19 protein-coding genes and 1 tRNA gene are annotated in these 23,577 nt (G+C 69.7%); 18 read left to right on the forward strand and 2 right to left on the reverse strand.

Annotated features, from left to right (window positions below):
• Positions 1 to 29 precede the first annotated feature (29 nt).
• The 4 genes from proB (at position 30) to KME78_RS26330 (ending at position 4,567) form a co-directional block, all read left to right on the forward strand.
• Positions 30 to 1,148, forward strand: a complete 1,119-nt coding sequence (gene proB, locus KME78_RS26315) for a glutamate 5-kinase (RefSeq protein WP_219532027.1) — start codon at positions 30 to 32, stop codon at positions 1,146 to 1,148.
• A gap of 43 nt (positions 1,149 to 1,191) precedes the next feature.
• Positions 1,192 to 2,472 (forward strand): glutamate-5-semialdehyde dehydrogenase, encoded by a 1,281-nt coding sequence (locus tag KME78_RS26320; RefSeq protein WP_219532028.1) that lies wholly within the window; start codon positions 1,192 to 1,194, stop codon positions 2,470 to 2,472.
• 66 nt (positions 2,473 to 2,538) lie between these two features.
• Positions 2,539 to 2,715 (forward strand): hypothetical protein, encoded by a 177-nt coding sequence (locus KME78_RS26325; RefSeq protein WP_219532029.1) that lies wholly within the window; start codon positions 2,539 to 2,541, stop codon positions 2,713 to 2,715.
• A gap of 82 nt (positions 2,716 to 2,797) precedes the next feature.
• Entirely contained in the window at positions 2,798 to 4,567 is a 1,770-nt protein-coding gene (locus KME78_RS26330; RefSeq protein WP_219532030.1) for a serine/threonine-protein kinase, read from the forward strand.
• A gap of 29 nt (positions 4,568 to 4,596) precedes the next feature.
• On the opposite strand, the gene KME78_RS26335 is transcribed toward KME78_RS26330, so the two are convergent.
• On the reverse strand, positions 4,597 to 5,628 hold the full coding sequence (locus tag KME78_RS26335) for a M48 family metallopeptidase (RefSeq protein WP_219532031.1): 1,032 nt from the start codon (positions 5,626 to 5,628) through the stop codon (positions 4,597 to 4,599).
• Positions 5,629 to 5,736: 108 nt separating this feature from the next.
• Between KME78_RS26335 and nadD the strand changes: the two genes are divergently transcribed.
• From nadD to KME78_RS26405, 14 genes are all read left to right on the forward strand, one after another.
• A complete protein-coding gene (nadD, locus tag KME78_RS26340; RefSeq protein WP_219532032.1) occupies positions 5,737 to 6,354 on the forward strand; it encodes a nicotinate-nucleotide adenylyltransferase in 618 nt (205 codons plus the stop codon).
• A gap of 91 nt (positions 6,355 to 6,445) precedes the next feature.
• Entirely contained in the window at positions 6,446 to 6,841 is a 396-nt protein-coding gene (rsfS, locus tag KME78_RS26345) for a ribosome silencing factor (RefSeq protein WP_219532033.1), read from the forward strand.
• On the forward strand, positions 6,838 to 7,461 hold the full coding sequence (locus KME78_RS26350; RefSeq protein ID WP_219532034.1) for a histidine phosphatase family protein: 624 nt from the start codon (positions 6,838 to 6,840) through the stop codon (positions 7,459 to 7,461). Before rsfS ends, KME78_RS26350 begins: the two co-directional genes overlap by 4 nt.
• A 191-nt stretch (positions 7,462 to 7,652) precedes the next feature.
• A complete protein-coding gene (locus KME78_RS67315; protein ID WP_219532035.1) occupies positions 7,653 to 8,636 on the forward strand; it encodes a TetR/AcrR family transcriptional regulator C-terminal domain-containing protein in 984 nt (327 codons plus the stop codon).
• Positions 8,637 to 8,701: 65 nt separating this feature from the next.
• Positions 8,702 to 8,774, forward strand: a tRNA-Ala gene (locus tag KME78_RS26360).
• An 858-nt stretch (positions 8,775 to 9,632) separates the two neighbouring features.
• Positions 9,633 to 12,449 carry a DUF4082 domain-containing protein gene (locus KME78_RS26365; protein ID WP_246651914.1) on the forward strand — a complete coding sequence of 939 codons (2,817 nt, stop codon included), beginning with the start codon at positions 9,633 to 9,635 and terminating at the stop codon, positions 12,447 to 12,449.
• 150 nt (positions 12,450 to 12,599) lie between these two features.
• Positions 12,600 to 15,440, forward strand: coding sequence for a beta-galactosidase (locus tag KME78_RS26370; protein ID WP_219532036.1), 2,841 nt, complete (start codon positions 12,600 to 12,602; stop codon positions 15,438 to 15,440).
• A 109-nt stretch (positions 15,441 to 15,549) separates the two neighbouring features.
• On the forward strand, positions 15,550 to 16,485 hold the full coding sequence (locus tag KME78_RS26375; RefSeq protein ID WP_219532037.1) for a GNAT family N-acetyltransferase: 936 nt from the start codon (positions 15,550 to 15,552) through the stop codon (positions 16,483 to 16,485).
• Positions 16,482 to 17,192 (forward strand): PIG-L deacetylase family protein, encoded by a 711-nt coding sequence (locus KME78_RS26380; protein WP_219532038.1) that lies wholly within the window; start codon positions 16,482 to 16,484, stop codon positions 17,190 to 17,192. The genes KME78_RS26375 and KME78_RS26380 overlap by 4 nt, the downstream gene beginning before the upstream one ends.
• A complete protein-coding gene (locus KME78_RS26385) occupies positions 17,189 to 18,799 on the forward strand; it encodes an ABC transporter substrate-binding protein (protein WP_219532039.1) in 1,611 nt (536 codons plus the stop codon). Before KME78_RS26380 ends, KME78_RS26385 begins: the two co-directional genes overlap by 4 nt.
• The gene (locus KME78_RS26390; protein WP_308127141.1) at positions 18,796 to 19,776 is read left to right on the forward strand and encodes an ABC transporter permease; all 981 of its coding nucleotides are present in this window, start codon (positions 18,796 to 18,798) and stop codon (positions 19,774 to 19,776) included. Before KME78_RS26385 ends, KME78_RS26390 begins: the two co-directional genes overlap by 4 nt.
• Positions 19,773 to 20,600 carry an ABC transporter permease gene (locus KME78_RS26395; RefSeq protein WP_219532040.1) on the forward strand — a complete coding sequence of 276 codons (828 nt, stop codon included), beginning with the start codon at positions 19,773 to 19,775 and terminating at the stop codon, positions 20,598 to 20,600. The genes KME78_RS26390 and KME78_RS26395 overlap by 4 nt, the downstream gene beginning before the upstream one ends.
• Positions 20,597 to 21,583, forward strand: coding sequence for an ABC transporter ATP-binding protein (locus tag KME78_RS26400; RefSeq protein ID WP_219532041.1), 987 nt, complete (start codon positions 20,597 to 20,599; stop codon positions 21,581 to 21,583). Before KME78_RS26395 ends, KME78_RS26400 begins: the two co-directional genes overlap by 4 nt.
• Positions 21,580 to 22,581, forward strand: a complete 1,002-nt coding sequence (locus KME78_RS26405) for an ABC transporter ATP-binding protein (RefSeq protein ID WP_308127142.1) — start codon at positions 21,580 to 21,582, stop codon at positions 22,579 to 22,581. The genes KME78_RS26400 and KME78_RS26405 overlap by 4 nt, the downstream gene beginning before the upstream one ends.
• Positions 22,582 to 22,585: 4 nt before the next feature.
• Here KME78_RS26405 and KME78_RS26410 read toward each other — a convergent pair whose 3' ends face one another.
• The gene (locus KME78_RS26410) at positions 22,586 to 23,557 is read right to left on the reverse strand and encodes a helix-turn-helix transcriptional regulator (protein WP_219532042.1); all 972 of its coding nucleotides are present in this window, start codon (positions 23,555 to 23,557) and stop codon (positions 22,586 to 22,588) included.
• Between the last annotated feature and the right edge of the window lie 20 nt (positions 23,558 to 23,577).

The following is a 23,577-nucleotide window of genomic DNA, read 5'->3' on the forward strand; positions in this document are numbered from 1 at the left end:
GGTGGCCGGGCTCCGATAGGCTTCGTAGCGTGCGGGAACAGATCAGCTCAGCGTCAAAGGTCGTCGTCAAGGTCGGTTCGTCGTCGCTCACCACCCCTCAGGGGACGATCGACGTCGACCGGGTCGACGCCCTGGTCGACGTGCTGGCCGCCCGCCGCCGCGCCGGGACGCACCTGGTCCTGGTCTCCTCGGGGGCGATCGCGGCGGGCCTCGGCCCGCTGGGGCTGCCCGCGCGCCCCCGTGACCTGGCCACCCAGCAGGCCGCCGCGTCCGTCGGCCAGGGCGTGCTGGTCGCCCGCTACACCTCCTCCTTCGCCCGCTACAGCCTGCGCGTCGGACAGGTGCTGCTGACCGCCGACGACATGATGCGCCGCGCCCACCACGCCAACGCCCAGCGCACCCTCAACCGGCTGCTGGAGCTCGGCATCGTGCCGATCGTCAACGAGAACGACACCGTCGCCACCGACGAGATCCGCTTCGGCGACAACGACCGCCTGGCCGCCCTGGTCGCCCACCTCATCCACGCCGACGCGCTGGTCCTGCTCTCCGACGTCGACGCCCTCTACGACGGCCCGCCGAGCCGCAGCGGGTCGCGGCGGCTGGCCGAGATCCGCGGCCCCGAAGACCTGGTCGGCGTCGAGCTGGGCAAGAACGGCGCGGCCGTCGGCACCGGCGGCATGGTCACCAAGGTGCAGGCCGCCAGGATCGCCACCGGCGCGGGGGTGCCCGTCGTGCTGACAGCCGCCGCGCACGCCGCCCAGGCGCTGGCCGGGGCCGATGTCGGGACCTATTTCCACCCGGGCGGCCGGCACCCCGGCACCCGGCTGCTCTGGCTCGCCCACGCGACCACGGGACGCGGGCGGCTGCTGCTTGACGACGGCGCGGTGGAGGCCATCGTCGCCAGGCGCAAGTCGTTGCTGCCCGCCGGAGTCACCTCGGTGGAGGGCGACTTCGCGGCCGGAGACCCGGTGGACCTGTGCGGGCCGCGCGGCGCGGTGGTGGCGCGCGGGCTCGTCAACTTCGACGCGGGAGAGATCCCCGGGCTGCTCGGCCGCTCGACCCGGGAGCTGGGCAACGAGCTCGGTCCGGAATACGAACGCGAGCTGATCCACCGCGACGACATCGTCATACTGGAAGCCCACAACTAGTAAGCAGCCGGGGCGCTGTCAGCACCCCGCGGAGGAGCGTGTGATGTCCGAGGAGTTCCTGAAGGTCGCCCGCGCGGCGCGAGAGGCCGCCGCCGAGCTGGCCCCGCTGCCGCGGGCGCCCAAGGACCGGGCGTTGCGCGCCATCGCCGACGCGCTCGTCGCCCACACCGCCGAGATCGTCGAGGCCAACGCCAAGGACGTGGCGCAGGCCCGGGAGCAGGGCACACCCGAAGCCATGATCGACCGGCTGCGCCTCGACGCACGCCGGATCCAGGCCATCGCCGAGGCCGTCCACCAGGTGGCCGACCTGCCCGACCCCGTCGGCGAGGTGATCCGCGGCAGCACGCTGCCCAACGGCCTGGAGCTGCGCCAGCTCAGGGTGCCGCTGGGCGTGATCGGCATCATCTACGAGGGCCGCCCCAACGTCACCGTCGACGCCGCCGCGCTCTGCCTCAAGAGCGGCAACGCGGCGCTGCTCAGGGGCTCCTCCAGTGCCTATTCCTCCAACACCGTGCTGGTGCGGGTCATGCAGGAGGCGCTGGAGCGCACTGAGGTGCCCTCCGGGGCGGTGCAGCTCGTGCCCGGTCTCACGCGTGACTCCGTCAAGGAGCTGATGCGGGCCCGCGGCCTGGTCGACGTGCTGATCCCGCGCGGTGGCGCGTCGCTGATCAACTCGGTGGTCGAGGAGTCGACGGTCCCGGTGATCGAGACCGGCGTCGGCAACTGCCACGTGTACATCGACGCCGACGCCGACCTGGACCTGGCCGTCGACATCCTGATCAACGCCAAGGCGCAGCGGCCGTCGGTGTGCAACGCGGCCGAGACGTTCCTGGTCCACGCCGGGGTCGCCGACGCGTTCGTGCCCAGGGCGCTCCAGGCGCTCAAGGACGCGGGCGTGACCGTGCACGGCGACGACCGGATCGCCGCCTACGGCGAGGTCGAGCCGGCCACGGAGGACGACTTCCTCGCCGAATACCTCTCGCTCGACATCGCCGCCGCCGTCGTCGGCTCGCTGGAGGAGGCCGTCGCCCACATCCGGCGCTACGGCTCTGGGCACACCGATGCCATCGTCACCCGGTCGCAGCAGGCGGCGCGCAGGTTCGTGTCGCTGGTCGACTCGGCGGCCGTGGCGGTCAACGCCTCGACCCGGTTCACCGACGGCGCCGAGTTCGGGTTCGGCGCGGAGATCGGCATCTCCACCCAGAAGCTGCACGCGCGTGGCCCGATGGGCCTGCCCGAGCTGACGTCCACCAAATGGGTCTACACCGGCGAAGGGCATCTACGCACATCAGCCGGTACGGTCATTCCCCGGTCAGGCGCCTGACGAGATTGGGCAGCGGCGGCGTGTCGGTGTGACCGGTCAGCGGAGGAGCTCGGTTGACTGGACCTCATGGAGATGGTCATCGCCCTGGCCTGCTCGGCCGCGGTGCTGTTCGGCGCGGACCGGCTGCTGCTCTGGCTGGAGAGCCGCGGCCACGTCCACTGGCGAAGGAAGGGCCGCGAAAACCTGTCGGCGCAACCCTCGACCGAGCTCGACAGCATGCTGTCCGAGCAACCTCGCCAATAAAGCTTCGGCGCGCCGCACGCGCTGTGAGCGTTCCCAGCGCTAGGGTTGTGTCCCTTATGGGCGCGCCGGGCGGGGAGGGACGGTGACCAAGCTCGGCAAGGTCGGGCCGTACACCCTGCTTGAGAGGCTCGGCCGGGGCGGTATGGGCGAGGTTTACCTCGCCAGCTCCCGCCGTGGCGAGCGGGTCGCCCTCAAGGTCCTGCACGAGCTGGCCGAAGACCACTCCATGCGGGTCAGGCTCGAACGCGAGGTCCGGGCCCTGCGCCGGGTCGAGAGCCCGTACGTGGCCAAGGTGCTCGACGCCGACCTGTCGTGCGACCGGCCCTACCTCGTCATGGAGCACATCGAGGGCTCCACGCTGCTCGATCGGGTCCGGCACAGCGGCCCGCTCAACATGGCGCAGCTGGTCGAGCTGGCGCAGGGCATCGCCACCGCGCTCGCGATCATCCACGCGGCCGGGGTGGTGCACCGCGACCTCAAGCCCGCCAACATCCTCATGGGCGCCGAGGGCCCGGTCCTCATCGACTTCGGCATCGCGCAGGTGCACGACGCCACCCGGCTCACCATGACCGGCACCTTCCTCGGCACACCCGGCTACACGGCGCCCGAGATCTTCGCCGACGAGCAGGTCGATTCGCCCGCCGACATCCACGCGTGGGCGGCGACGGTGGCGTTCGCGGCGACCGGGCGGCCGACGTTCGGGCGGGGGACGGCCGAGGCGCAGATGTACGCGGTGCTCAACGGGCAGGCCGACCTCAAGGGCGTGCCGGTGGCGCTGCTGTCGCTGGTGCGGGCCGCGCTGAACCGCGAGCCGGGCAAGCGCCCGACGGCCGCGCTGCTCGCCGACCGCCTGTCCCGGCTGGCCAAGGTGACCAGCCCGCCCGAGCCCGATCCCGCCCGCGCGGTGTCCTCGGCCGAGGAGGGCGCCGCGGTACGCGGCCGGACCGGCGAAGAGGCCAAGCCGCGCACGCGTACGGCGGAGGACGTCAAGCCGCGCGGCCGCACCGGTGAAGAGGCCAAGCCACGTAGCCGGACCGGTGAGGAGGCCAAGCCACGCACCCGTACGGCTGACGACGGGAAGGTTCCCGCGCCGCGTACGCGGTCGAACGCGGACGGGAAGGTCCCGGCGCCTCGAGGCCGTACGAACTCGGACGGAAAGGTGCCCGCTCCCCGGGGCCGGATGGCCACGGACGGAAAGAGCGCCGTGCTGCGGAGCCGTACGGGCGAGGGCGTGAAGGCCACGCCCGTACGGAGCCGCGCGCGGGCCGTGACCGGGAAGCCCCGGACGGCGGGCACCCGCGACACCGGGGTCAGGTCGGAGTCGGGCACCACCGCGTTGCCCGCGGGCAACGCGGCGCTGCTGCTGCTCGCTGTGCTGGCCGTGCCGTGTGTGGTGGCGTCGGTGATCTGGCCGATCGCGACGATCGGGATCACCGCCGTGTTCGTGTTGCTGACCAGGACGCTCTGGATGAGCCACTGGATGGTCAGGAAGCGCGTGTCACGCCGGGTCAGGGTGACCCTGCGCGTGGTGCTCTTCCCGTTCGCGTTCGCCGGGGCGACCGCGACCGCCGTGGCATGGCCGGGCGTGCCCGTCGCGATGGCGGCGGGTGGCGCGCTCTGGCTGATCGGTGGCGGTCAGATCGACTCCGACTGGTGGCAGCAGCCCGCGCCGGTCACCGCCGCGGGCGTCGTGTTCGGGATGCTGTGCGGCGGCATCACCGGACGCGAGATCGAGCGGGTCGGCGCTCGTCTGCCGGACCTGCGCAGGGAAGGGCTGCGCGCACTGGCCGTGCTGGGCGGGTTCGTCGCCCTGTGCGCGGCGGCGGTGCGCGCTATCGCGTTGCTTCTGTGACTAGCTGAACGCTGGTGTGACTGCTGAGGCTAGCCTTGGCCACCGTCGCGGCGGGAGAAGCGGTTGAAGATGCGCTCGCCCGCGTTGACCGCGCCCTCTGCCACGTCGCGCAGCACGCCGATGAACGGATCCTGCGACTGGGACCACGACGCGCGGTAGGACTCGGCCGCGGCCTTGATCTCGTCGGTGACGCGGGCGTTCGGGTCGTCCTCCCTGCGCGGGTAGTCGCCGCCGAGGATGCGCTCGTACTCGCCGCCGCGGTGCCACTTGTCGAGCTCGGCCACGCGCACCACGGCGAACGGGTGAGTGGTGCCGAGCAGGTTGAGCACCTTGAGGAAGCCGTCGCGAAGGTCGCCCGCGGTGTCGTATTCCGCGTACTGCTCCAGGAAGGCCTCGATGTTCATCTCGTGGGTGTAGGCGCCGCCGGCCAGCTTCATCAGCGCGCGCTTGGCCGCGTCGGGGTCCTGGCCGGTGAGCAGGCCGCCGCGGTCGGAGGAGAGCTCCGACTTGCGGTACCACTCCTCCAGGCCCGCGACGATCGCGCGCAGGCCGATGTAGCCGAGCGGGATCCAGGCGACGCGGGTGGCCAGGCGGGTGAGGATGTCGAGCATCGTCCGGTAGACGGCGTGACCCGACAGGATGTGCGAGGTCTCGTGTCCGATGACGAAGCGCTGCTCCTCCTCGTTCATGAGGTTGAGCAGGCCGGTGGTCACGACGATGAACGGGTCGTCGAAGCCGATGGCCTTGGCCTGGACCTGCGGGTCCTGCTGAACGTAGATCTCGGGGATCCGGTGCAGGTCGAGGACATAGGCGGCATCGCGCCCCATGTCGTAGAGAGAGCGGAACTGGGTCTCGCTCACGCGCACGGCCGACGCCAGATACATCAGGCGCAGGCGGCGCTCACTGATGAGGCCGGACATCTGCTTGAGAACCGTGTCGAACCCACTCAACTTACGCAGAGCGACCAGCGCGGACCGGTCTGCGGGGTGTTCGTAGGCACGAGACGAGATGCCGGGCAGTTGGACGCGGTTTCGGTCCGGGGTGGTCGTCATGCCCGGCATGCTACGTCGGGAGCCGGGACGATGCGCGTTCATCTTTACGTTCGTCACCGTGGAGGTCGGCGGGGGGTCCCATGATGGTGTCGGATAGCTTCCGCGTAGGGTCCTTTCATGATGAACGCGCCGAGTGTCCAGGGATTGCGACGCGTGGGTGTGATGGGCGGGACGTTCGACCCGATACACCACGGCCACCTGGTCGCCGCCAGCGAGGTGGCGCACCATTTCGATCTCGACGAGGTTGTTTTCGTGCCCACGGGCCGGCCCTACCAGAAGTCGGAGCGCGAGGTTTCCGCGCCTGAGGACCGCTATCTGATGACCGTGATCGCGACCGCGTCGAACCCCCGCTTCTCGGTGAGCCGGGTGGACGTCGACCGGCCCGGACCCACTTTTACCATCGACACTTTGCGTGATATTTCCGAAATATATGGACCGCAGGCACAGCTCTACTTCATCACCGGAGCCGACGCCCTCGGGGCGATCCTCACCTGGCAGGACGCCGAGGAGCTGTTCGAGCTCGCCCATTTCGTGGGATGTACGCGGCCTGGTCACACCCTGCACGATCCGGGCCTGCCGCCGGGAAAGGTGACCCTGCTCGAGATCCCCGCGCTGGCCATCTCCTCGTCGGAGTGCAGGCAGCGGGTGGAGAAGGGCGAGCCGATCTGGTACCTGGTGCCGGATGGAATTGTGCAGTACATCAACAAGCGCGGCCTTTATCATGCGGAGGGCTGAAGGTACTCGTGCCGTACGTGGGGCTCCGGAGCGCTAACGGGTACCCTCGCTATAGGGGCATGTTGCCGACACAGGAGGACCGACCCGCATCGTGACCGCATCCGAAAGAGCCGTTCAGCTGGTCCAGATCGCCGCCGAAGCCGCGGCCGACAAGCTGGCAGATGACATCCTCGCCTACGACGTGAGCGAGCAGCTCGTCATCACCGACGCGTTCCTGCTCTGCTCCGCCACGAACGATCGCCAGGTCCGCGCCATCGTGGACGAGATAGAGGACAAGCTGCGCACCGAGGTAGACGCCAAGCCGGTACGCCGCGAGGGCGAGCGAGAGGGCCGCTGGGTGCTCCTCGACTACCTCGACATCGTCGTGCACGTGCAGCACGAGGAGGACCGCACCTTCTACGCGCTCGAGCGCCTCTGGAAGGACTGCCCGGCCATCCCTCTGTCGGAGAGCGTGGCGCAGGCCAACATCCAGCGGGCCCGCACTTGAGCAAGAGGATCGTCTGCCTCAGGCACGGCCAAACGCTCTGGAACGTCGAGCACCGCTTTCAAGGCCACTCCGACATCCCGCTCGACGAGACCGGCGTCGCCCAGGCGGCCCGGGCCGCGTCGCTGCTGGCGTCGCTGCGGCCCACGGCCATCGTCTCCTCCGACCTCCAGCGGGCCAACGACACCGCGCTCGCGCTCGGCCGGATCGTCGGCCTCGAGGTCTCCGTCGACAAGGACTTCCGGGAGCGCGGCGGCGGCCAGTGGGAGGGCCTGACCCGCGACGAGATCGCCGCGCGCTGGCCGGAGGAGTACGTGGCCTGGGAGGCGCCCGACGGCGAGCCGGTCGGCGAGGTGGCCCGCCGGGTGGCCGTCGCCATGCGCCGCTGGGCGGACCGGCTCGACCACGACGGCCTGCTGGTGGTGACCTCGCACGGCGCGGCGCTGCGGCTGGGCATCTGCGAGATGCTCGGGCTGCCCGAGGAACTCTGGCCGGCGCTGGGCGGGCTCGGCAACTGCTCCTGGTCGGTGCTGCAGGAGGGGCGTAAGGGGTGGCGGCTGCTCGAGCACAACGCGGGCACGCTGCCTGAGCCCGTCAACAGCGACGACCGGCCTGAGGCTTAGCCTCTCCCCGCCGCGCGTAGCACGTCGTGCGGCGGTTTTGGCATGCCCTGGGGCGGTTTGGGCGTGTACGGCGTACGCGTGCCATAGGGCGGTCTTGCTCGAGATACCAGGATTTGTCGCTCTAGTGCGGGCGACAGGGACGATGTGGTGTTATGTCGTTCGGCGCACTAGAGCGATGAGGAGATTCCGCGGTGGATCGAGGTGAGGTGCCCTACCTCCGGATCGTCCGCGAGCTGCGGCGGCGGATCGCCGCGGAGGAACTGGTGGCGGGGGACCGGATCCCGTCCACGCGGCAGATCATGCGGGACTGGGGCGTGGCGATGGCCACGGCCACCAAGGTGATCGGAGCGCTCCGGGACGAAGGGCTGGTACGTCCGGTGCCGGGGATCGGCACCGTTGTGGTCGAGCATGCCGACCACTTGCCGGATGCGGATGGATTGACCCGGATCGATCGGCTGGCCGACGGTGGCCGTGGCGGGACGCTGGAATTCGCCCGCCGGCCCGTACCGGACCTGACCAAGCAGCGCATCCTCCGCACCGCCATCAAGATCGCCGACAGCGAGGGGCTGGCCGCCGTCACCATGCGCCGCATCGCCATCGAACTCGGCGCTTCGGCCATGTCCCTCTACCGGCACGTACGGAACAAGGTCGAGCTCGTCCACCTGATGGCCGACGCCGCCTACGGCGAGATACCGCTGCCCGCCCAGCCGCCGGCCGGCTGGCGCGCCCAACTGGAGGTGTCGCTGCGGCTGCAGTGGCGCCTCTACCGCCGCCACCCGTGGCTGTCCCAGGCCATCCCGCTCACCAGACCCGAGTTCGTCCGCAACGGAATGGCGCACACCGAATGGGTGCTGCGGGCCCTCGACGGCCTTGGCCTCACCCCGAACGCCATGCTGCACGCCAGCGTGTCCCTGGCCGGGTTCGTACGCGGGGTCGCGGCGAGCCTGGAGGCCGAGGTTCAGGCGCGGGCGGAGAGCGACGACGAGTGGGTGCGGGCCAGGGAGGGGCAACTGGCCGAGGTGCTGTCCTCCGGCGGCTTCCCGACCATGGCCAGGGTCATCGTGCAGCCCGGACTCGACCTCGACCTGGACTCGCTCTTCGAGTTCGGGCTGCGGCGGCAGTTGGACGGGCTGGCCGTTCTGGTGGCCGGGGTGGCGCACGGACGCCACGATTAGGCGATTCCCAGCGATGGCTATATGCTCTCGGAGCGCCGCAACGAGTGGACTCGTAGCGGTGACCAGGGGCTATAGCGCAGCTGGTAGCGCACCTCCATGGCATGGAGGGGGTCTGGGGTTCGAATCCCCATAGCTCCACGCGTCGGCGGGGTTGTTTTGGTCGCATGTACCCCCTTCGGGGGGCATGCTCCCCGCGGCCTCCTTGTTGTTTACATCGGGGGATAACCCCCGAACCCCCAGCGTCGGGCCAAAGGGCCTCGCTTCGCTCGGGCTGTTTTCTTCCAGTCGGGCCTGGTCCCGACCCCCTGTAGGGCCTTCGCTTCGCTCCGGGCGTTTTTCTTGGGCGGTCCGTCCGTTATCCGATTCGGTGGTTGGCCATCTACTGCCCGCTCTTCTGCGGCGGGCTTCGTGGCCGGGGGCTCGGGTGCTGCTTTCAGTCGCGCCGTGAGGAGGGCCTCCGTTTCGCTTCGACCGGTGTTTCCTGTGGGTTGATTTGGGCTGGTTTGAGGTTGCAATGGATTCGCTGGTTGGCGATCTTTTGTTTTCGGGGATTTTTCTCGTTATAAGTGACGACACGCCCATTTCATAAGAGCTGCTGTCATATCAGTGGTCACATTAGGAGCGCCAGGTTCGGGCCGTAGCATGCGTCACGAGTAGATGATCACTGCGGATTTCGCGTCTTGACCTGGGGTGCACGTGTCTGACCATGAGAAGAGAGCCGGTGTCGGGCGGCGGCTGTCCAGGATCGGGCTGGGTATTGCCATAGCCGCGGGCTTTGTGTGCGGGCTGGAGAGTGGGTCAGGGGCCACGGTTCAAGCGCCGTCACCGGTCGTCGCGGTCGATCCGGTCGGTGGAGCGGCCCCCGCTGGTCCTGTCGGTGGAGCGGCCCCTGCTGGTCCGGTCGGTGGCGCGGTCGCCAAAGGGCCGGGGCGGAGTGCGTCGGGGTTTGCCGCGCGGGTCGCGAAAGGGGTGCGCAGGCAGGTGCGTGCGGCTCGCTTGGGCAGGCCGCGTGGCGCCAGGAGAGCGGTCTGTCCGCCGACCTCCGTCATCTGTAATGAGAACAACAAGCCCGGCAACCCGGCCAGCGAATGGGACGTCGTAGGGGCGGGCAGCACGACCATCCAGGGCTATGCGACGCAGATGAGCGCCGTCAAAGGGGAGACCGTACGGTTCAAGGTCGACACCGTCTCGAGCGATTACCGCATCGACATTTACCGCATCGGTTATTACGGCGGCATGGGGGCGCGGTTCATCACGACGGTCCAGCCGTCCGTCTCCCTGCCCCAGACGCAGCCCAACTGCCTGTCGGATGCGGCTACCGGGCTCATCGACTGCGGGAACTGGGCGGTGTCGGCCTCCTGGGTGGTGCCCAACGACGTCGTCTCCGGCGTCTACATCGCGAAGCTGCAGCGGGAGGACGGGAGCGGGGCCAGCCACGTCATCTTCGTGGTCCGGGACGACACCAGGGGCGCGGAGATCCTGGTGCAGACCTCGGACACGACCTGGCAGGCGTACAACAGGTACGGCGGCAACAGCCTGTACTTCGGCAGCCCGGCGGGCCGCGCCTACAAGGTCAGTTACAACCGCCCGTTCGTCACGCGTGGCTCCGGGCAGATGGACGCGCCCGAGGGTTTCTTCTTCAACGCCGAATACCCCATGATTCGCTGGCTCGAGGCCAACGGCTACGACGTGAGCTATTCCAGCGAGGTGGAGACCGCCGCGCACGGTGCGGAACTGCTGGAGCACCGGGCGTTCCTGTCCGTCGGGCATGACGAGTACTGGTCGAACGAGCAGCGCAACGCCGTCGAGACCGCCCGCAACAGTGGCGTGAACGTGGCGTTCTTCTCCGGCAACGAGATGTTCTGGAAGACCAGGTGGGAGCCGAGCATCGACGGCACGTCCACGCCGTTCCGTACGCTCGTCTGCTACAAGGAGACGCACGCCAACGCCAAGATCGACCCCAGCCCCCTGTGGACCGGGACGTGGCGCGACCCGCGATTCTCTCCGCCGTCGGACGGGGGCAGGCCGGAGAACCGGGTGAGCGGGACTCGCTTCGTGATCAACGGGACCGTCAACGACCCGATGAGCGTTCCGGCGGAGTACGGCCCGATGCGGTTCTGGCGCAACACGTCCGTGGCCAACCTGCAGCCCGGGCAGACCGCGAACTTCGCGGCGGGAATGCTCGGGTTCGAATGGGATCTGTCTCCCGACGATGACTTCTCCCCGCCGGGGCTGATCCGGCTCTCCCGGACGACGCTGACCACGACCAACAAATACCTGCTCGACTACGGGTCCACTTACGGCGCCGGGACCGCGACGCACAATCTGACGCTCTACAAGCCTTCCGGCGGTGGGCTCGTCTTCGGCGCCGGCACGGTCCAGTGGTCGTGGGGCCTGGACGCCGTCCATGACCGGGCGGGCACCCCCACAGATGTCAGAATCCAGCAGGCGACGGTCAATCTCCTGGCCGACATGAGAGCCCAGCCGGTCAGCCTCCAGTCAGGTCTTGTCGCGGCGACCGCGTCGACCGACACCACTCCACCCACCACGGTGATCACCAGTCCGGCCGCCGGGGCGACCGTGCCGTCCGGAAGCGTCCTGATCCAGGGAACGGCGGCCGACACCGGGGGCGGCGTGGTGGCCGCCGTGGAGGTGTCGATCGACGGCGGCACCCAGTGGCGTCAGGCGACGGGCCGCGCCACTTGGCAGTATGGAGCGTCATTCCAGACCGGCGGCTCCAAGACCATCATGGTCAGGGCGGTCGACGACAGCGGCAACCTCCAGGCGAACCCCACCTCGAGGACCATAAACGTCACCACGGGCTGCCCGTGCAGTATCTGGACGCCGTCCACCGTGCCCGCCGTGCCCGCTACCGACGACACGAGCGGGGTCGAGGTCGGGGTGAAGTTCCGGGCCTCGTCCGCGGGAGCCATCTCGGGGATCAGGTTCTACAAGGGGGCGGGCAACACCGGCACCCACGTCGGGAGTCTCTGGGACACCAGCGGTCAGTTGCTGGCGAGAGCCACGTTCACCAACGAGACGGCGAGTGGCTGGCAGCAGGTGAACTTCTCCACCCCGGTCGACGTGAGCGCCAACACCACCTACGTGGCCTCGTACTTCGCGCCCAACGGGGGATACGCGCAGAACCTCTCGTACTTCACGAGCCCGTTCGTAAACGGACCTCTCACAGCTCCGGACAGTGCGAGCAGCGGTGGCAATGGCGTGTACCGGTACGCGGGGAGCAGCATCTTCCCCAACAGGACATACTCGGCGAGCAACTACTGGGTGGACGTGGTCTACACGACGTCCGCTCCGCCGCCGACCAACAGCCTGTGGGATGACTCGACGGTTCCGGCGGTTCAGTCGGCGGACGATCCGTCGGCCGTGGCGCTGGGCGTGAAGTTCAGGTCGACGACGGCCGGCAGGATCCTGGGGGTCCGGTTCTTCAAGGGGGCGCAGAACACCGGGAGCCATACCGGGTACTTGTGGAACAGCAGTGGTCAGTTGCTGGCGTCGGCGGCGTTCAGCAACGAGACGGCGAGCGGTTGGCAACGGGCGGACTTCTCCACACCGGTCACGATCACTGCCAATACCACCTATGTGGTCTCGTACTTCACGACATCGGGGTTCTACTCGGTGGACAGGAATTACTTCGCCACGCAGTACACCAACGGTCCGCTCATCGCTCCGGACAGTGCGAGCAGCGGCGGCAACGGCCTGTACCGGTACGGCGCGACGAACGGCTTCCCGACGAAGAGCTACCAGGCCAGCAACTACTGGGTGGATGTGGTGTTCGCCGCCGGCACGGGGTAGACGATGTCGCTGGACGGCCGGGGCACGGACAAGGAGGGCAAGCCGTTCGGCGGGGGGTGGAGTGGGCTCTGGTTCCGCGTCGTGGGCGGTTGACGATAGTTGGTTTAGTGATAAAACAAACTAAAGGTCGTCGGTGGCAGGGGGATCGTGGTGCGAACCCGTCGTCTCAGCGCAGCGCTCCTGGCGATCCTGCTGGCCGTCCTCAGCCTGGGCGGGCCGCCCGCGAGCGCCGCCCGGAGCCGGTCGCACGAGGTCTCCTACGACCGCTACTCGCTGAAGATCGACGGGCGGCGGGTCGTGGTCCAGGCGGCGGAGTTCCACTACTTCCGGCTGCCGAGCCCGGCTCTGTGGCGGGACGTGCTGGAGAAGTTCAAGGCCGGCGGGTTCAACGCGGTCTCGCTCTACTTCGACTGGGCCTACCACTCGCCCAAGCCGGGCGTGTACGACTTCACCGGCGTACGCGACGTCGACCGGCTGCTGCGGGAGGCCGAACGGGCCGGTCTGTACGTCATCGCGCGCCCCGGACCGTACATCAACGCCGAGACCACGGGCGGCGGCTTCCCGGCCTGGCTGAAGACGGTCGAAGGCCGGGGGCGGTCCAGCGATCCCGGGTTCACCGCCGCGTACCAGGACTGGCTCGGCCACATCGACCCGATCATCGCCCGCCACCAGATCACTCGCGGCGGCTCGGTGATCGTCTACCAGGCGGAGAACGAGTACGCCGTCAACACCGACCGGCAGTACATGGCGGACATCCAGTCGAAGGCCCGCGCGGACGGGATCGACGTGCCGATCAGCCACAACCAGTGCTGCGACAACGCGTCCTGGACCACCGACTGGTCCTCGGGCCTGGGGGCGGTCCAGCTTCCCGGCGTGGACGACTACCCGCAGTCCTTCGACTGCGCCAACCCGGCCACCACCTGGGGTCCGTGGGGTGAGGGGGTCACCGAGCGGGCGAGCCAGGGGAGCCCGGTGTTCGCCGCCGAGTACCAGGCCGGCGCCATCGACACGCTCAACGCCGGATATGAGGGGTGCAGGGAGCTGACCGGGCCCGGCTATATGCGGTTCTTCTACAAGAACAACCTGATCACCGGCGGCGCGACGATGTTCAGCTACTACATGGGCTACGGCGGCACCAACTGGGGCTGGCTCGCCCAGCCCAACGACGCCTACACCTCCTACGACTACGGCGCGGCGATCACCGAGACCCGGCAGCTGACGGACAAGTACGACGAGTTCAAGCGGCAGGGCTACTTCCTGCGGGCCGTCACTCCGATCGCCGAGACCGACCCCGTCACCAGCCCCACCTCCGGCAACCCGGCGGTGACCACGGTGGCCCGCGCCAACCCCGGGACCGGCACCCAGTTTGTGCTCGTCCGGCACGCCGACCGGGCCGCCGGCTCCACCGACGCGGCCACGCTCGCCTGGAGCACGCCCGACGGCGGCTATTCCGTGCCCGTCCAGGTGCGCGGCCGCGAGGCGAAGGTCCTGGTCGCCGGGTACGACCTCGGCGGGCAGCGGCTCGTCTACTCCACCTCCGAGATCATGACCCACCTGGCCACGGGCGGCCGGGACCTCGCCGTGCTGTACGGGAGCGACGGGTCCACCGGCCGGACCGTGCTGCGGTACTCCTCCGCTCCCGTGGTCAAGGTGCTCGACGGCGCGGTCACCTCGGCCTACGCCTCGGGTGATCTCACCCTGGACTACACGCACACCGGCCTGGCCCGGGTGCTGATCACCGGTGGTGGGCGGCGCCCGTTGCTGCTCCTGCTCGGCACCGAGGCGCAGGCGGCGACGTTCTGGCAGGCCGGCTCGGTCCTCGTGCGCGGCACCTCGCTGGTGCGGTCGGCGGACGTGCGCGGGGACACCGTCAGCCTGCGCGCCGACACCGCGCGGGCCGGTGACGTCGAGGTGTTCGGCGCCGCTCGCCGTCTCGTCGTCAACGGCCAGAAGGTGGCGGCCACCGGCACGCCCAGTGGGTCCCTGCTGGGAGCCCTCCCCGGCCCTCGACCGGTTCGGCTGCCCGCGCTGACCCGCTGGCGGACCACGGCGGAGGCGCCCGAGGCGCTGCCCGGCTTCGACGACTCCACCTGGACCGTGGCCGACCACACCACCACCGCGATCCCGTACGCGCCGAAGACCCAGCCCGTCCTGTTCGCCGAGGAGTACGGCTTCGACTACGGGAACGTCTGGTACCGGGGCAGGTTCACCGCCACCGGCGCGGAGACCCAGGTGGCGCTCAACGCGATCACCGGCCGGCGCGGGACGTACCTGGCCTGGCTGAACGGCCACTACCTGGGCTCGGCCGCCGGCGGCACCCAGGCGGACTCCGACACCCGCAACCCCGATCCCGGCCCCGGGAACTTCGCGATCCCCGCCGGGCTCCTCAAGCCGGGCGAGCGGGCCGTCCTGGCGGTCCTCGTGCAGAACATGGGCCACAACGACGACTGGACCGCCGATGACAACCGGTCCAAGCAGCCGCGCGGCCTGTTCGGCGTGGCCGTCAGCGGGTCTTCGGCGGCGATCTCCTGGAAGATCCAGGGCGCCCGGGGCGGCCGTGACCTGGTCGATCCCGTACGCGGTCCGCTCAACACCGGCGGCCTGTACGGCGAGCGGGCCGGCTGGCATCTGCCCGGATACCGGGACGGCTCATGGCAGGAGACGTCCACCCCGTCGGCCCGGACTCCGGGTGTGCGGTGGTATCGGACCACGTTCGGGCTGAACCTGCCCGGTGACCAGGACACGCCCATCGCCCTGCGGTTCGGTGGCGAGCTTCCGGTCGGTGCCCGGGTGCTGGTGTTCCTGAACGGCTGGAACCTCGGCCAGTACTCCGGCGATCTCGGCCCGCAGCGGGACTTCTCCCTTCCCGAGGGCGTACTGGATCATCAGGGGGACAACACGCTCGCGCTCGCGGTCACGACGGCCACCGGCACCGCCCTGGGGCCGGTGAGCCTGGTCACGGCGGGCAATGTCCGAGGTGGCGCCCGCTGAGGCTCATACTTACCGCAAGTGGAAATAAGTTTCAAGGGGGACGATGTCAGTAAAAATTTCTTCCTGACACATATTGACCTTGTCCGTAATCACTGGCAACTCTGGTCTTATGGTCACTATCCGCGCGTTCGCCTCGGGGGATGAGACCTCCCTGATCGACGCCTGGAACCGCAGCATGCCAGGCGATCCCACGACCTCCGGATGGTTCCGCGACTGCGTACTGCTCGATCCGAACTTCGACCCCGAAGGGCTCCGGGTCGCCGTGATCGACGGGCGGGTGGCCGGCTGCGCGTACGCCGTGCGCAGGCTGACCCCGCTCGCCCCAGGCACCGACCTGGAGCCGGAGACGGGCTGGATCCCGTTCTTCTTCGTCGCGCCCGAGCAGCGCGGGGGCGGGCTCGGGCGGCGGCTGCTCGGCGAGGCGATCGCCTTCCTCGAGGCCCAGGGCAGGACCAGGATCGACTTCTCCTCCTACACGCCCAACTACGTGCTGCCGGGCGCCGATGCCGAGCTCTATCCCGACGGGTTCCGGCTGCTGGGCGAGCTGGGGTTCGAGACGCTCTACTCGCCGGTCGCGATGGACCGCACGCTGGTCGGTTACGCGATGCCGGACGAGGTGCGCGCGCTGCGGGCCAAGCGCGAGAGCGAGGGGTACGCCTTCCGCAGCCCGTACGAGGGCGAGTTACCAGAACTGATCCGGTTCGCGGCCGACGTCTTCAACCCGGACTGGGGCGAGGCGATCCGGCAGCACCGCGACACCAAACGCATGATCATCGCGAAGAACAAGGGGATCGCCGGGTTCGCGTTGTACGGGGCCTACCGGGGGATTCCCGAGCGGTTCGGGCCGTTCGGGGTTGATCCGGAGGAGCGGGGCACCGGGCTCGGCAAGATCCTCCTCCACCTGACCATGACCATGATGCGGTCCGAGGCCTTGCACAGCTCCTGGTTCCTGTGGACCGGTGAGACCAGCCCGGCCGGCCACCTCTACACCAGGGCCGGCTACCAGGTCACCAGGCGCTTCCACGTGATGAGGCGGTCGGCGTGACCCACGTGCTCGCCATCGGCGCCCACGCGGGCGACCTCGACCTGACGGCGGGCGCCGTACTCGCCCAGCACGTCCTGCGCGGCGACCGCGCGACGCTGCTGCACCTCACGCTCGGCGAGCGCGGCCACCCGCGCCTGCCCATCCCCGACTACGCCGAGCAGAAGCGCGCCGAGGCGGAGAGGTTCGCCGAGGCGATCGGCGCGGGCGTGCGCTTCCTCGACTACGAGGACGGCCTGCTGCCCGAGGACGAGGACGTCAAGCTGCGGGTCGGCGACCTGATCAGGGAGCTCAGGCCGGACGTCATCCTCACCCACTGGAGCGAGTCCATCCACAAGGACCACGCCCGCACCCACCGGATCGTGCAGGACGCCCGCTTCTACGGCGGCCTGAAAACGCTCGAGCGCGAGCTGCCCGCGTACTGGGCGAGCGAGCTCTACTACGCGGACAACTGGGAGGACGCCGACGGCTACACGCCCGACGTGTTCGTCGACCTGTCCGACGAGGCCTACGAGGTCTGGTCGGCGGCGATCACGGGTTACGCGTACGCCCGAGGAGAGACGTACGGCTTCCCGTACGTGGACTACTACCGCGCGCTGACGATCGTGCGCGGTGCACCCGCCGGATTCCGCCGAGCCCAGGCGTTCGCCGCCCCGAAGGGCTCCCGTGATCTCCGGGTGCGCTACTTCGGAAAGGCGGCATCCCCATGAAACGGAGCCTGGTGGTCAGCGCGGCTCTGGTCGTCGCGGTGGCAGGCTGTTCGAGCGGCGGGTCCACGGGCAAGAGCGCCGCCGCTTCGCCGCCATTGGTCATCCATGCGGTGGACGCGGGCACCTTCCAGGAGGACTTCAACCCGTACCACCTGGAGAACGTGAACTTCGGCACGTCCGGGATGATCTACGAGACGCTGGAGTTCTTCAACAAGCTCAAACCCGGCGAGATCACCCCCTGGCTGGCCCTGGAGCACCAGTGGTCCGGCGACGGGAAGACGATCACCTTCACCCTCCGGGACGGGGTGAAGTGGACCGACGGGCAGCCGTTCACCGCCGACGACGTGGTCTTCTCCTTCGACCTGCTCAGCAAGAACCCCGAGCTCAACAGGAGCGCGCTGGAGATCGCGGGCACCAAGGCGCTCGCGCCGGACAAGGTGCAGATCACCTTCAAGTCCACGTCGTACGCCAAGCTCTACAACATCGCCGGCAACACCCCCATCGTGCCCAAGCACCTGTGGGAGAAGCAGCAGGATCCGGTCACGTTCACCAATCCCAAGCCGGTCGGCACCGGGCCGTACAAGCTGTCGAAGTTCAGCGCGCAGCTCTACGAGATGGAGAAGAACCCCGGCTACTGGCAGCCGGGCAAGCCGGAGGTGCCGACGCTGAAGTTCCCCGCCTACACCGCCAACGCGGTGCAGACGGCGCTCCAGCAGGGCGAGCTCGACTGGGCGGGCGCGTTCGTGCCCGACATCGAGAAGATCTACGTCCAGGGAAAGCCGGAGGTCAACAAGTTCTTCTTCCCGCCCGAGGGCGTGGTGACGCTGCTGCCGAACCAGGCCAACCCGACCCTGGCCAAACCCGAGGTGCGGCAGGCCATCAGCCTGGCCGTCGACCGGGACAAGCTCGTACGGGTGGCCGAGCGCGGCTACACCAAGGCGGCGCACCCGACCGGCGTGCCGATGCCGGGTGGCGAGGCCTACCTGCCGCCGGAGTACAAGGACGCGGCCTTCAAGGTGGACGTCGAGAAGGCCAAGGAGCTGCTCAAGGGCGTCGACCCGGCCAAGCTGAGCTTCACCCTGCTGGTGCCCTCGCCGTTCACCGACTGGGTGAACGCCGCCCAGCTCATCAGGGAGGACCTGGCCAAGGTCGGCATCAAGGTGGACACGCGCGGGGTGGCGTTCGCGGACTGGGTGTCCAAGGTCGGCAAGGGCGACTACGACCTGTCGATCAGGGCCACGCCCTCCGGGCCCACGCCGTACTTCCAGCTGCGCACGATGCTCTACGGCGACCTCGCCCTTCCGGTCGGCAAGGCGGCGACCGGCAACTACGAGCGGTGGAAGGACGCCGAGACCGACAAGCTGATCGACGCGTACGCGGCCACCGAGGACCAGGCCGAGCAGGAGAAGACCGTCCAGGCGCTGGGCAAGATCATGGTGGAGAAGCTGCCGACGGTGCCGCTGTTCTACAGCGCCGCCTGGTCGCAGTACCGGACGGACAAGTATGTCGGCTGGCCCTCCGAGCAGGACCCGTACGCGATGCCCTCGCCGTACACCTCGCCCGACGCCGCCGTGGTCCTGCTCCACCTGAAGCCGGCGGCCAAGTGAGGTTTCTGGCCAGGCGGCTCGGGTTCTATCTCCTCACGGCCTGGGCCGCCGTCACGCTCAACTTCCTCATCCCCCGGCTCATGCCGGGGGACCCGGTCGAGCTGCTGGTCGCCCGGATGAGGGGCACCGTGGACCCCGCCGCCATCGACGCGATGCGGCGGGCCTTCGGGATCAGTGACGCGAGCCTGTGGCAGCAGTATCTGGACTATCTGGGCAATCTCGCTCATGGGGAACTCGGCCGCTCGATCACCTTCTTTCCCACCGAAGTGTCCGCCGTCATCGCCGATGCCCTGCCCTGGACGCTCGGGCTGGTCGGCGTGGCCACCTTGATCAGTTACCTCGCCGGCACCTCGCTCGGCGTGCTGATGGCGTGGAAGCGCGGCACCTGGCTCGACGGGGTGCTGCCCGCCGCCACGTTCATGCACGCCGTGCCCTACTTCTGGGTGGCGCTGGCGCTGGTGTTCGTCTTCGGGGTGACGCTGAAGTGGTTCCCCGTCTCCCGGGCGTACGGGCTGGACGTGGTGCCCGGCTTCACCGGGGAGTTCGCCGCCAGCGTGCTCTACCACGCGGCGCTGCCCGCCGTCACGATCGTGGTGGCCTCGATGGCCGACCGGATCCTCGGCATGCGCAACGTCATGGTGACCACGCTCGGTGAGGACTACGTGGTGATGGCCGAGGCCAAGGGGCTGACCAGCCGCCGCGTCATGTGGGCGTACGCGGCCCGCAACGCGATCCTGCCCAACATCACCAGCTTCGCGCTGTCGCTCGGCTTCGTGGTGGGCGGCTCGGTGCTGACGGAGATCGTGTTCTCCTATCCGGGAATCGGGTCGATGCTCCTCAAAGGCGTGGAGAACGAGGACTTCCCTCTCATGCAGGGCATCTTCCTCGTCATCTCGCTGGCCGTGCTCGTCGCCAACTTCCTGGCCGACCTCGCGTACGTGGTCCTCGACCCCCGCACCAGGCAGGAGGCCCCATGAAGATCAGGATCGGGGCGGGCATCCTCGTCTTCTTCGCGCTGATGGCGATCTTCGGGCCGCTGCTCATCGGCGCCGACCCGGCCGCCACCAGCGACGACGGCCTCCAGGGCCCGTCGGCCGCGCACTGGCTCGGCACCACGCAGACCGGCCAGGACATCCTCACCCAGATCGTGTACGGCGCGCGCATCTCGATGGGCGTGGGCCTGCTGTCGGCGGTCATCGCCACACTGCTGGCCGTGGCGGTGGGCCTGGTCGGCGGCTACTTCGGCGGCGCGATCGACGAGACGTTCTCCGTGCTGACCAACATCTTCCTGGTGCTGCCCTCGCTGCCGCTGATCATCGTCCTGGCGGGCTACCTGCCGCAGCGCGGCGTCGCCTCGGTCGCGGTGGTGATCGCCGTCACCGGCTGGGCCTGGGGTGCCCGCGTCCTGCGTGCCCAGACCCTGTCGGTACGGCGGCGCGACTTCGTCGAGGCGGCGCGGGCCAGCGGCGAACGGCCCTTGCGGATCATCTTCTTCGAGATCCTGCCCGTGCTGCTGCCCGTCATCGCCACCAGCTTCCTGGCCACGGTCGTCGGCGCGATCCTGGCCGAGGCCGGGCTGTCCTTCCTCGGCCTGGCCGACCTGTCGACCGTCAGCTGGGGGAGCATGCTGTACTTCGCGCAGAACGGGCAGGCGCTGCTCATCGGGGCGTGGTGGTGGTTCCTCCCGCCGGGGCTGTGCATCGCGCTGATCGGCACCGGGCTGGCGCTGGTCAACTTCGGCATCGACGAGATCGCCAACCCCCGCCTGCGCACCATCAAGGTCCGGAAGGCTCGCACATGAACGTGCTGGAGATCCGCGAGCTCAGCGTCGACTACCACTCGGGCGGCGGAGCCGTGCACGCTGTCGCCGACGTCTCGCTCGACCTGCGCCGGGGCGAGATCCTCGGCCTCGCGGGGGAGAGCGGCAGCGGCAAGTCGACGCTGGCCAACGCCGTCGCCCGGCTGCTGCGCCCGCCGGCGGCGATCACCTCGGGCTCCGTCGTCTACCACCGCAGGGACGGCGGGCCGGTCGACGTGCTCGGGCTCGACCGTGGCGCGCTGCGCGCCTTCCGCTGGAAGGAGCTGGCGGTCGTCTTCCAGAGCGCCATGAACGCGCTCAACCCGGTCAGCGCGATCGGCGCCCAGATCGACGACGTGCTCCGCGTCCACGTCCCGCGCATGTCACGCAAGGAGCGCGTCGAGCGGACGGCCGAGCTGCTGCGCCGCGTCGGCATCGGCGCCGACCGTCGGCGCGGCTACCCGCACGAGCTGTCGGGCGGCATGCGCCAGCGCGCCGCGATCGCCATCGCGCTGGCGCTCAACCCCGAGATCATCATCATGGACGAGCCGACCACCGCGCTCGACGTGGTCGTCCAGCGCGAGATCCTGCACGAGATCAGGGCCCTGCGGGAGGAGTACGGCTTCGCGGTCGTGTTCATCACGCACGACCTGTCCCTGCTCATGGAGATCTCCGACCGGATCGCCATCATGTACGCGGGCCGGGTGGTGGAGACCGGCTCGGCCAAGACGCTGCACAAGGCGCCCAGCCACCCGTACACGCTGGGCCTGCTGCGCTCCTTCCCCCGGCTGCACGGCCCGCGCGAGGAACTGCTCGGCATCCCGGGCACCCCGCCCGACCTGCGATCACCACCGCCGGGCTGCGCGTTCCACCCGCGCTGCCGCTTCGCGATGGACGCGTGCTCCGAGCGCCGCCCCGAGCTGGTCCCGGGCGCGGAAGGGCAGGTCGCGTGCCTGCTGAACGACGACACGGGAGTGCGCCAGTGAGCGGCGAGATCGTCCTGGAGGGCCGGAACCTCACCAAGCACTTCACCGCCGCGCGCGGTCCACGCGGCCGGTTCGGGAAGCGGCCGCCGGTGCGCGCGGTAGAGGACGTGTCCCTCGCGCTGCGCGCCGGGACGGTGACCGCGCTGGTCGGGGAGAGCGGCTGCGGCAAGAGTACGGTGGCGCGGCTGCTCGCCCAGGTGTACCCGGCGACCTCGGGTGAGGTGCTGCTGCGCGGCGAGCGGGTGCGGGCGCATCGCGGGGCGGCGTTCCGCGACTACCGGCGGCAGGTGCAGCTGATCTTCCAGGACCCGTTCGCGTCGCTGAACCCGTTCCACCGGGTCCGCTACCACCTGGCCCGGCCGCTGCGCATCCACCGGCATGTCCGCTCGAACGCTCACGAACAGGAGCTGGTCGCCGAACTGCTCGAACGGGTCAGCCTCACCCCGGTCACCCAGTTCATGGACAAGATGCCGCACGAGCTGTCGGGCGGACAGCGCCAGCGGGTGGCGATCGCCCGCGCGCTGGCCGTGCGGCCCCTCGCGCTGATCGCCGACGAACCGGTGTCGATGCTGGACGTGTCGATCCGGCTCGGCGTGCTGCGGCTGCTGGAGCGGCTGGCCGACGAGAGCGGGCTGGCGCTTCTCTACATCACGCACGACATCGCCAGCGCGCGTTACTTCGCCGAGGACATCACGGTCATGTACGCCGGGCGGCTCATCGAGAGCGGTGACGGCGAGTCACTCACCCAGTCGCCCGCCCATCCCTACACCAAGCTGCTGCTGGCGTCCGCGCCCGATCCCGGCCGGGTGACGCCACCGGAGACGACGCGTCACGGTGAGCCGCCGAGCCTGATCGAGCCGCCGAGCGGGTGCCGGTTCCATCCGCGCTGCCCGGTGGCGCTGCCGGTCTGCTCGGAGCGGGTGCCCGGCCGAACCGAGCTGGGCGAGGGGCGCTGGACGCACTGCTGGCAGGCCGAGGAGACGGCGCTCACGCGGTGAGCGCTCAGCCGTAGCGGCGGGTCAGTTCCGCGGCCGTGGCGGCGACGCGCTCGCGGAGCTCGGCGGGGGCGAGGACCTCGACGTCCGTGCCGATCCGGAGGAACTCGCCCGCCGCGTGCTCGATCGACTCGATCGGGACCGTCACCCGGGTCCAGCCCTCGTCGTCGGGCGGCTGCGCGGTCTCCTTCGCCGCCGCCACCACGCCGGGCGTCATCAGGTTGGCCAGCAGCCGCATCCCCTGCGGCGACAGCCGGACCACCGCCTCGCCCCACCGCAGCCTGGCCTCGAACTCGGCCAGATACGCCTGCCAGTAGGCGGCCAGGTCGAAGTCGCCGGGCCGGGTGAAGCGCTCGGGCAGCGGGTGCAGGCTGAGGATCTGCGACACCCGGTAGGTGCGTACCTGGTCACCGGACCGCGCCACCAGGTACCAGAGCCCGGCCTTGACCACCAGCCCGTACGGCTCCAGCCGCCGATCGACCTCCTGGGGCGCCTTCCAGCGGCGGTATCTGACCTCCACCACGCGCTCGTTCCACACGGCGTCGGCCACGGCGGGCAGGTGCGTCACCGGCTGCGGGTCGCGGTACCAGGTCGGCGCGTCGAGGTGGAAGCGTTCCTGGATCCGCCCGGCCCGGTCGCGCAGCTCGATCGGCAGCGCGGCCATCAGCTTGAGCTGCGCGGCCGTCACCACGGCGCCCAGCCCCAGCTCGGCCGCGGGGCCCGGCAGCCCGGCGAGGAACAGCGACTCGGCCTCGTCCGTGGTCAGCCCGGTGAGCCTGGTGCGGTAGCCGTCGAGGAGCTGGTAGCCGCCCTTCGGCCCGGCGTCGCCGTACAGCGGGATGCCCGCGGTGTGCAGCGACTCGACGTCGCGGTAGATCGTCCGCACCGAGACCTCGAGCCGGTCGGCCAGTTCCTGGGCCGTCATGCGCCCCCGCGTCTGCAGCAGCAGGAGGAGGGAGACCAGCCGGGAAGCACGCATTTCACTGACACTACCTGTCA

This window comes from Nonomuraea guangzhouensis (assembly GCF_019396345.1).
In the GTDB taxonomy this organism is placed as follows: domain Bacteria; phylum Actinomycetota; class Actinomycetes; order Streptosporangiales; family Streptosporangiaceae; genus Nonomuraea; species Nonomuraea guangzhouensis.

Bases quoted from the DNA above. Each gene is read 5' to 3' on its own strand.
- KME78_RS26385 (WP_219532039.1), top strand. From the start codon at position 17,189: ATGAAACGGAGCCTGGTGGTCAGCGCGGCTCTGGTCGTCGCGGTGGCA.
- KME78_RS26400 (WP_219532041.1), top strand. From the start codon at position 20,597: ATGAACGTGCTGGAGATCCGCGAGCTCAGCGTCGACTACCACTCGGGC.
- KME78_RS26320 (WP_219532028.1), top strand. From the start codon at position 1,192: ATGTCCGAGGAGTTCCTGAAGGTCGCCCGCGCGGCGCGAGAGGCCGCC.
- KME78_RS26410 (WP_219532042.1), bottom strand. From the start codon at position 23,557: ATGCGTGCTTCCCGGCTGGTCTCCCTCCTCCTGCTGCTGCAGACGCGG.
- KME78_RS26375 (WP_219532037.1), top strand. From the start codon at position 15,550: ATGGTCACTATCCGCGCGTTCGCCTCGGGGGATGAGACCTCCCTGATC.
- nadD (WP_219532032.1), top strand. From the start codon at position 5,737: ATGATGAACGCGCCGAGTGTCCAGGGATTGCGACGCGTGGGTGTGATG.
- KME78_RS26335 (WP_219532031.1), bottom strand. From the start codon at position 5,628: ATGCCGGGCATGACGACCACCCCGGACCGAAACCGCGTCCAACTGCCC.
- KME78_RS26325 (WP_219532029.1), top strand. From the start codon at position 2,539: ATGGAGATGGTCATCGCCCTGGCCTGCTCGGCCGCGGTGCTGTTCGGC.
- KME78_RS26395 (WP_219532040.1), top strand. From the start codon at position 19,773: ATGAAGATCAGGATCGGGGCGGGCATCCTCGTCTTCTTCGCGCTGATG.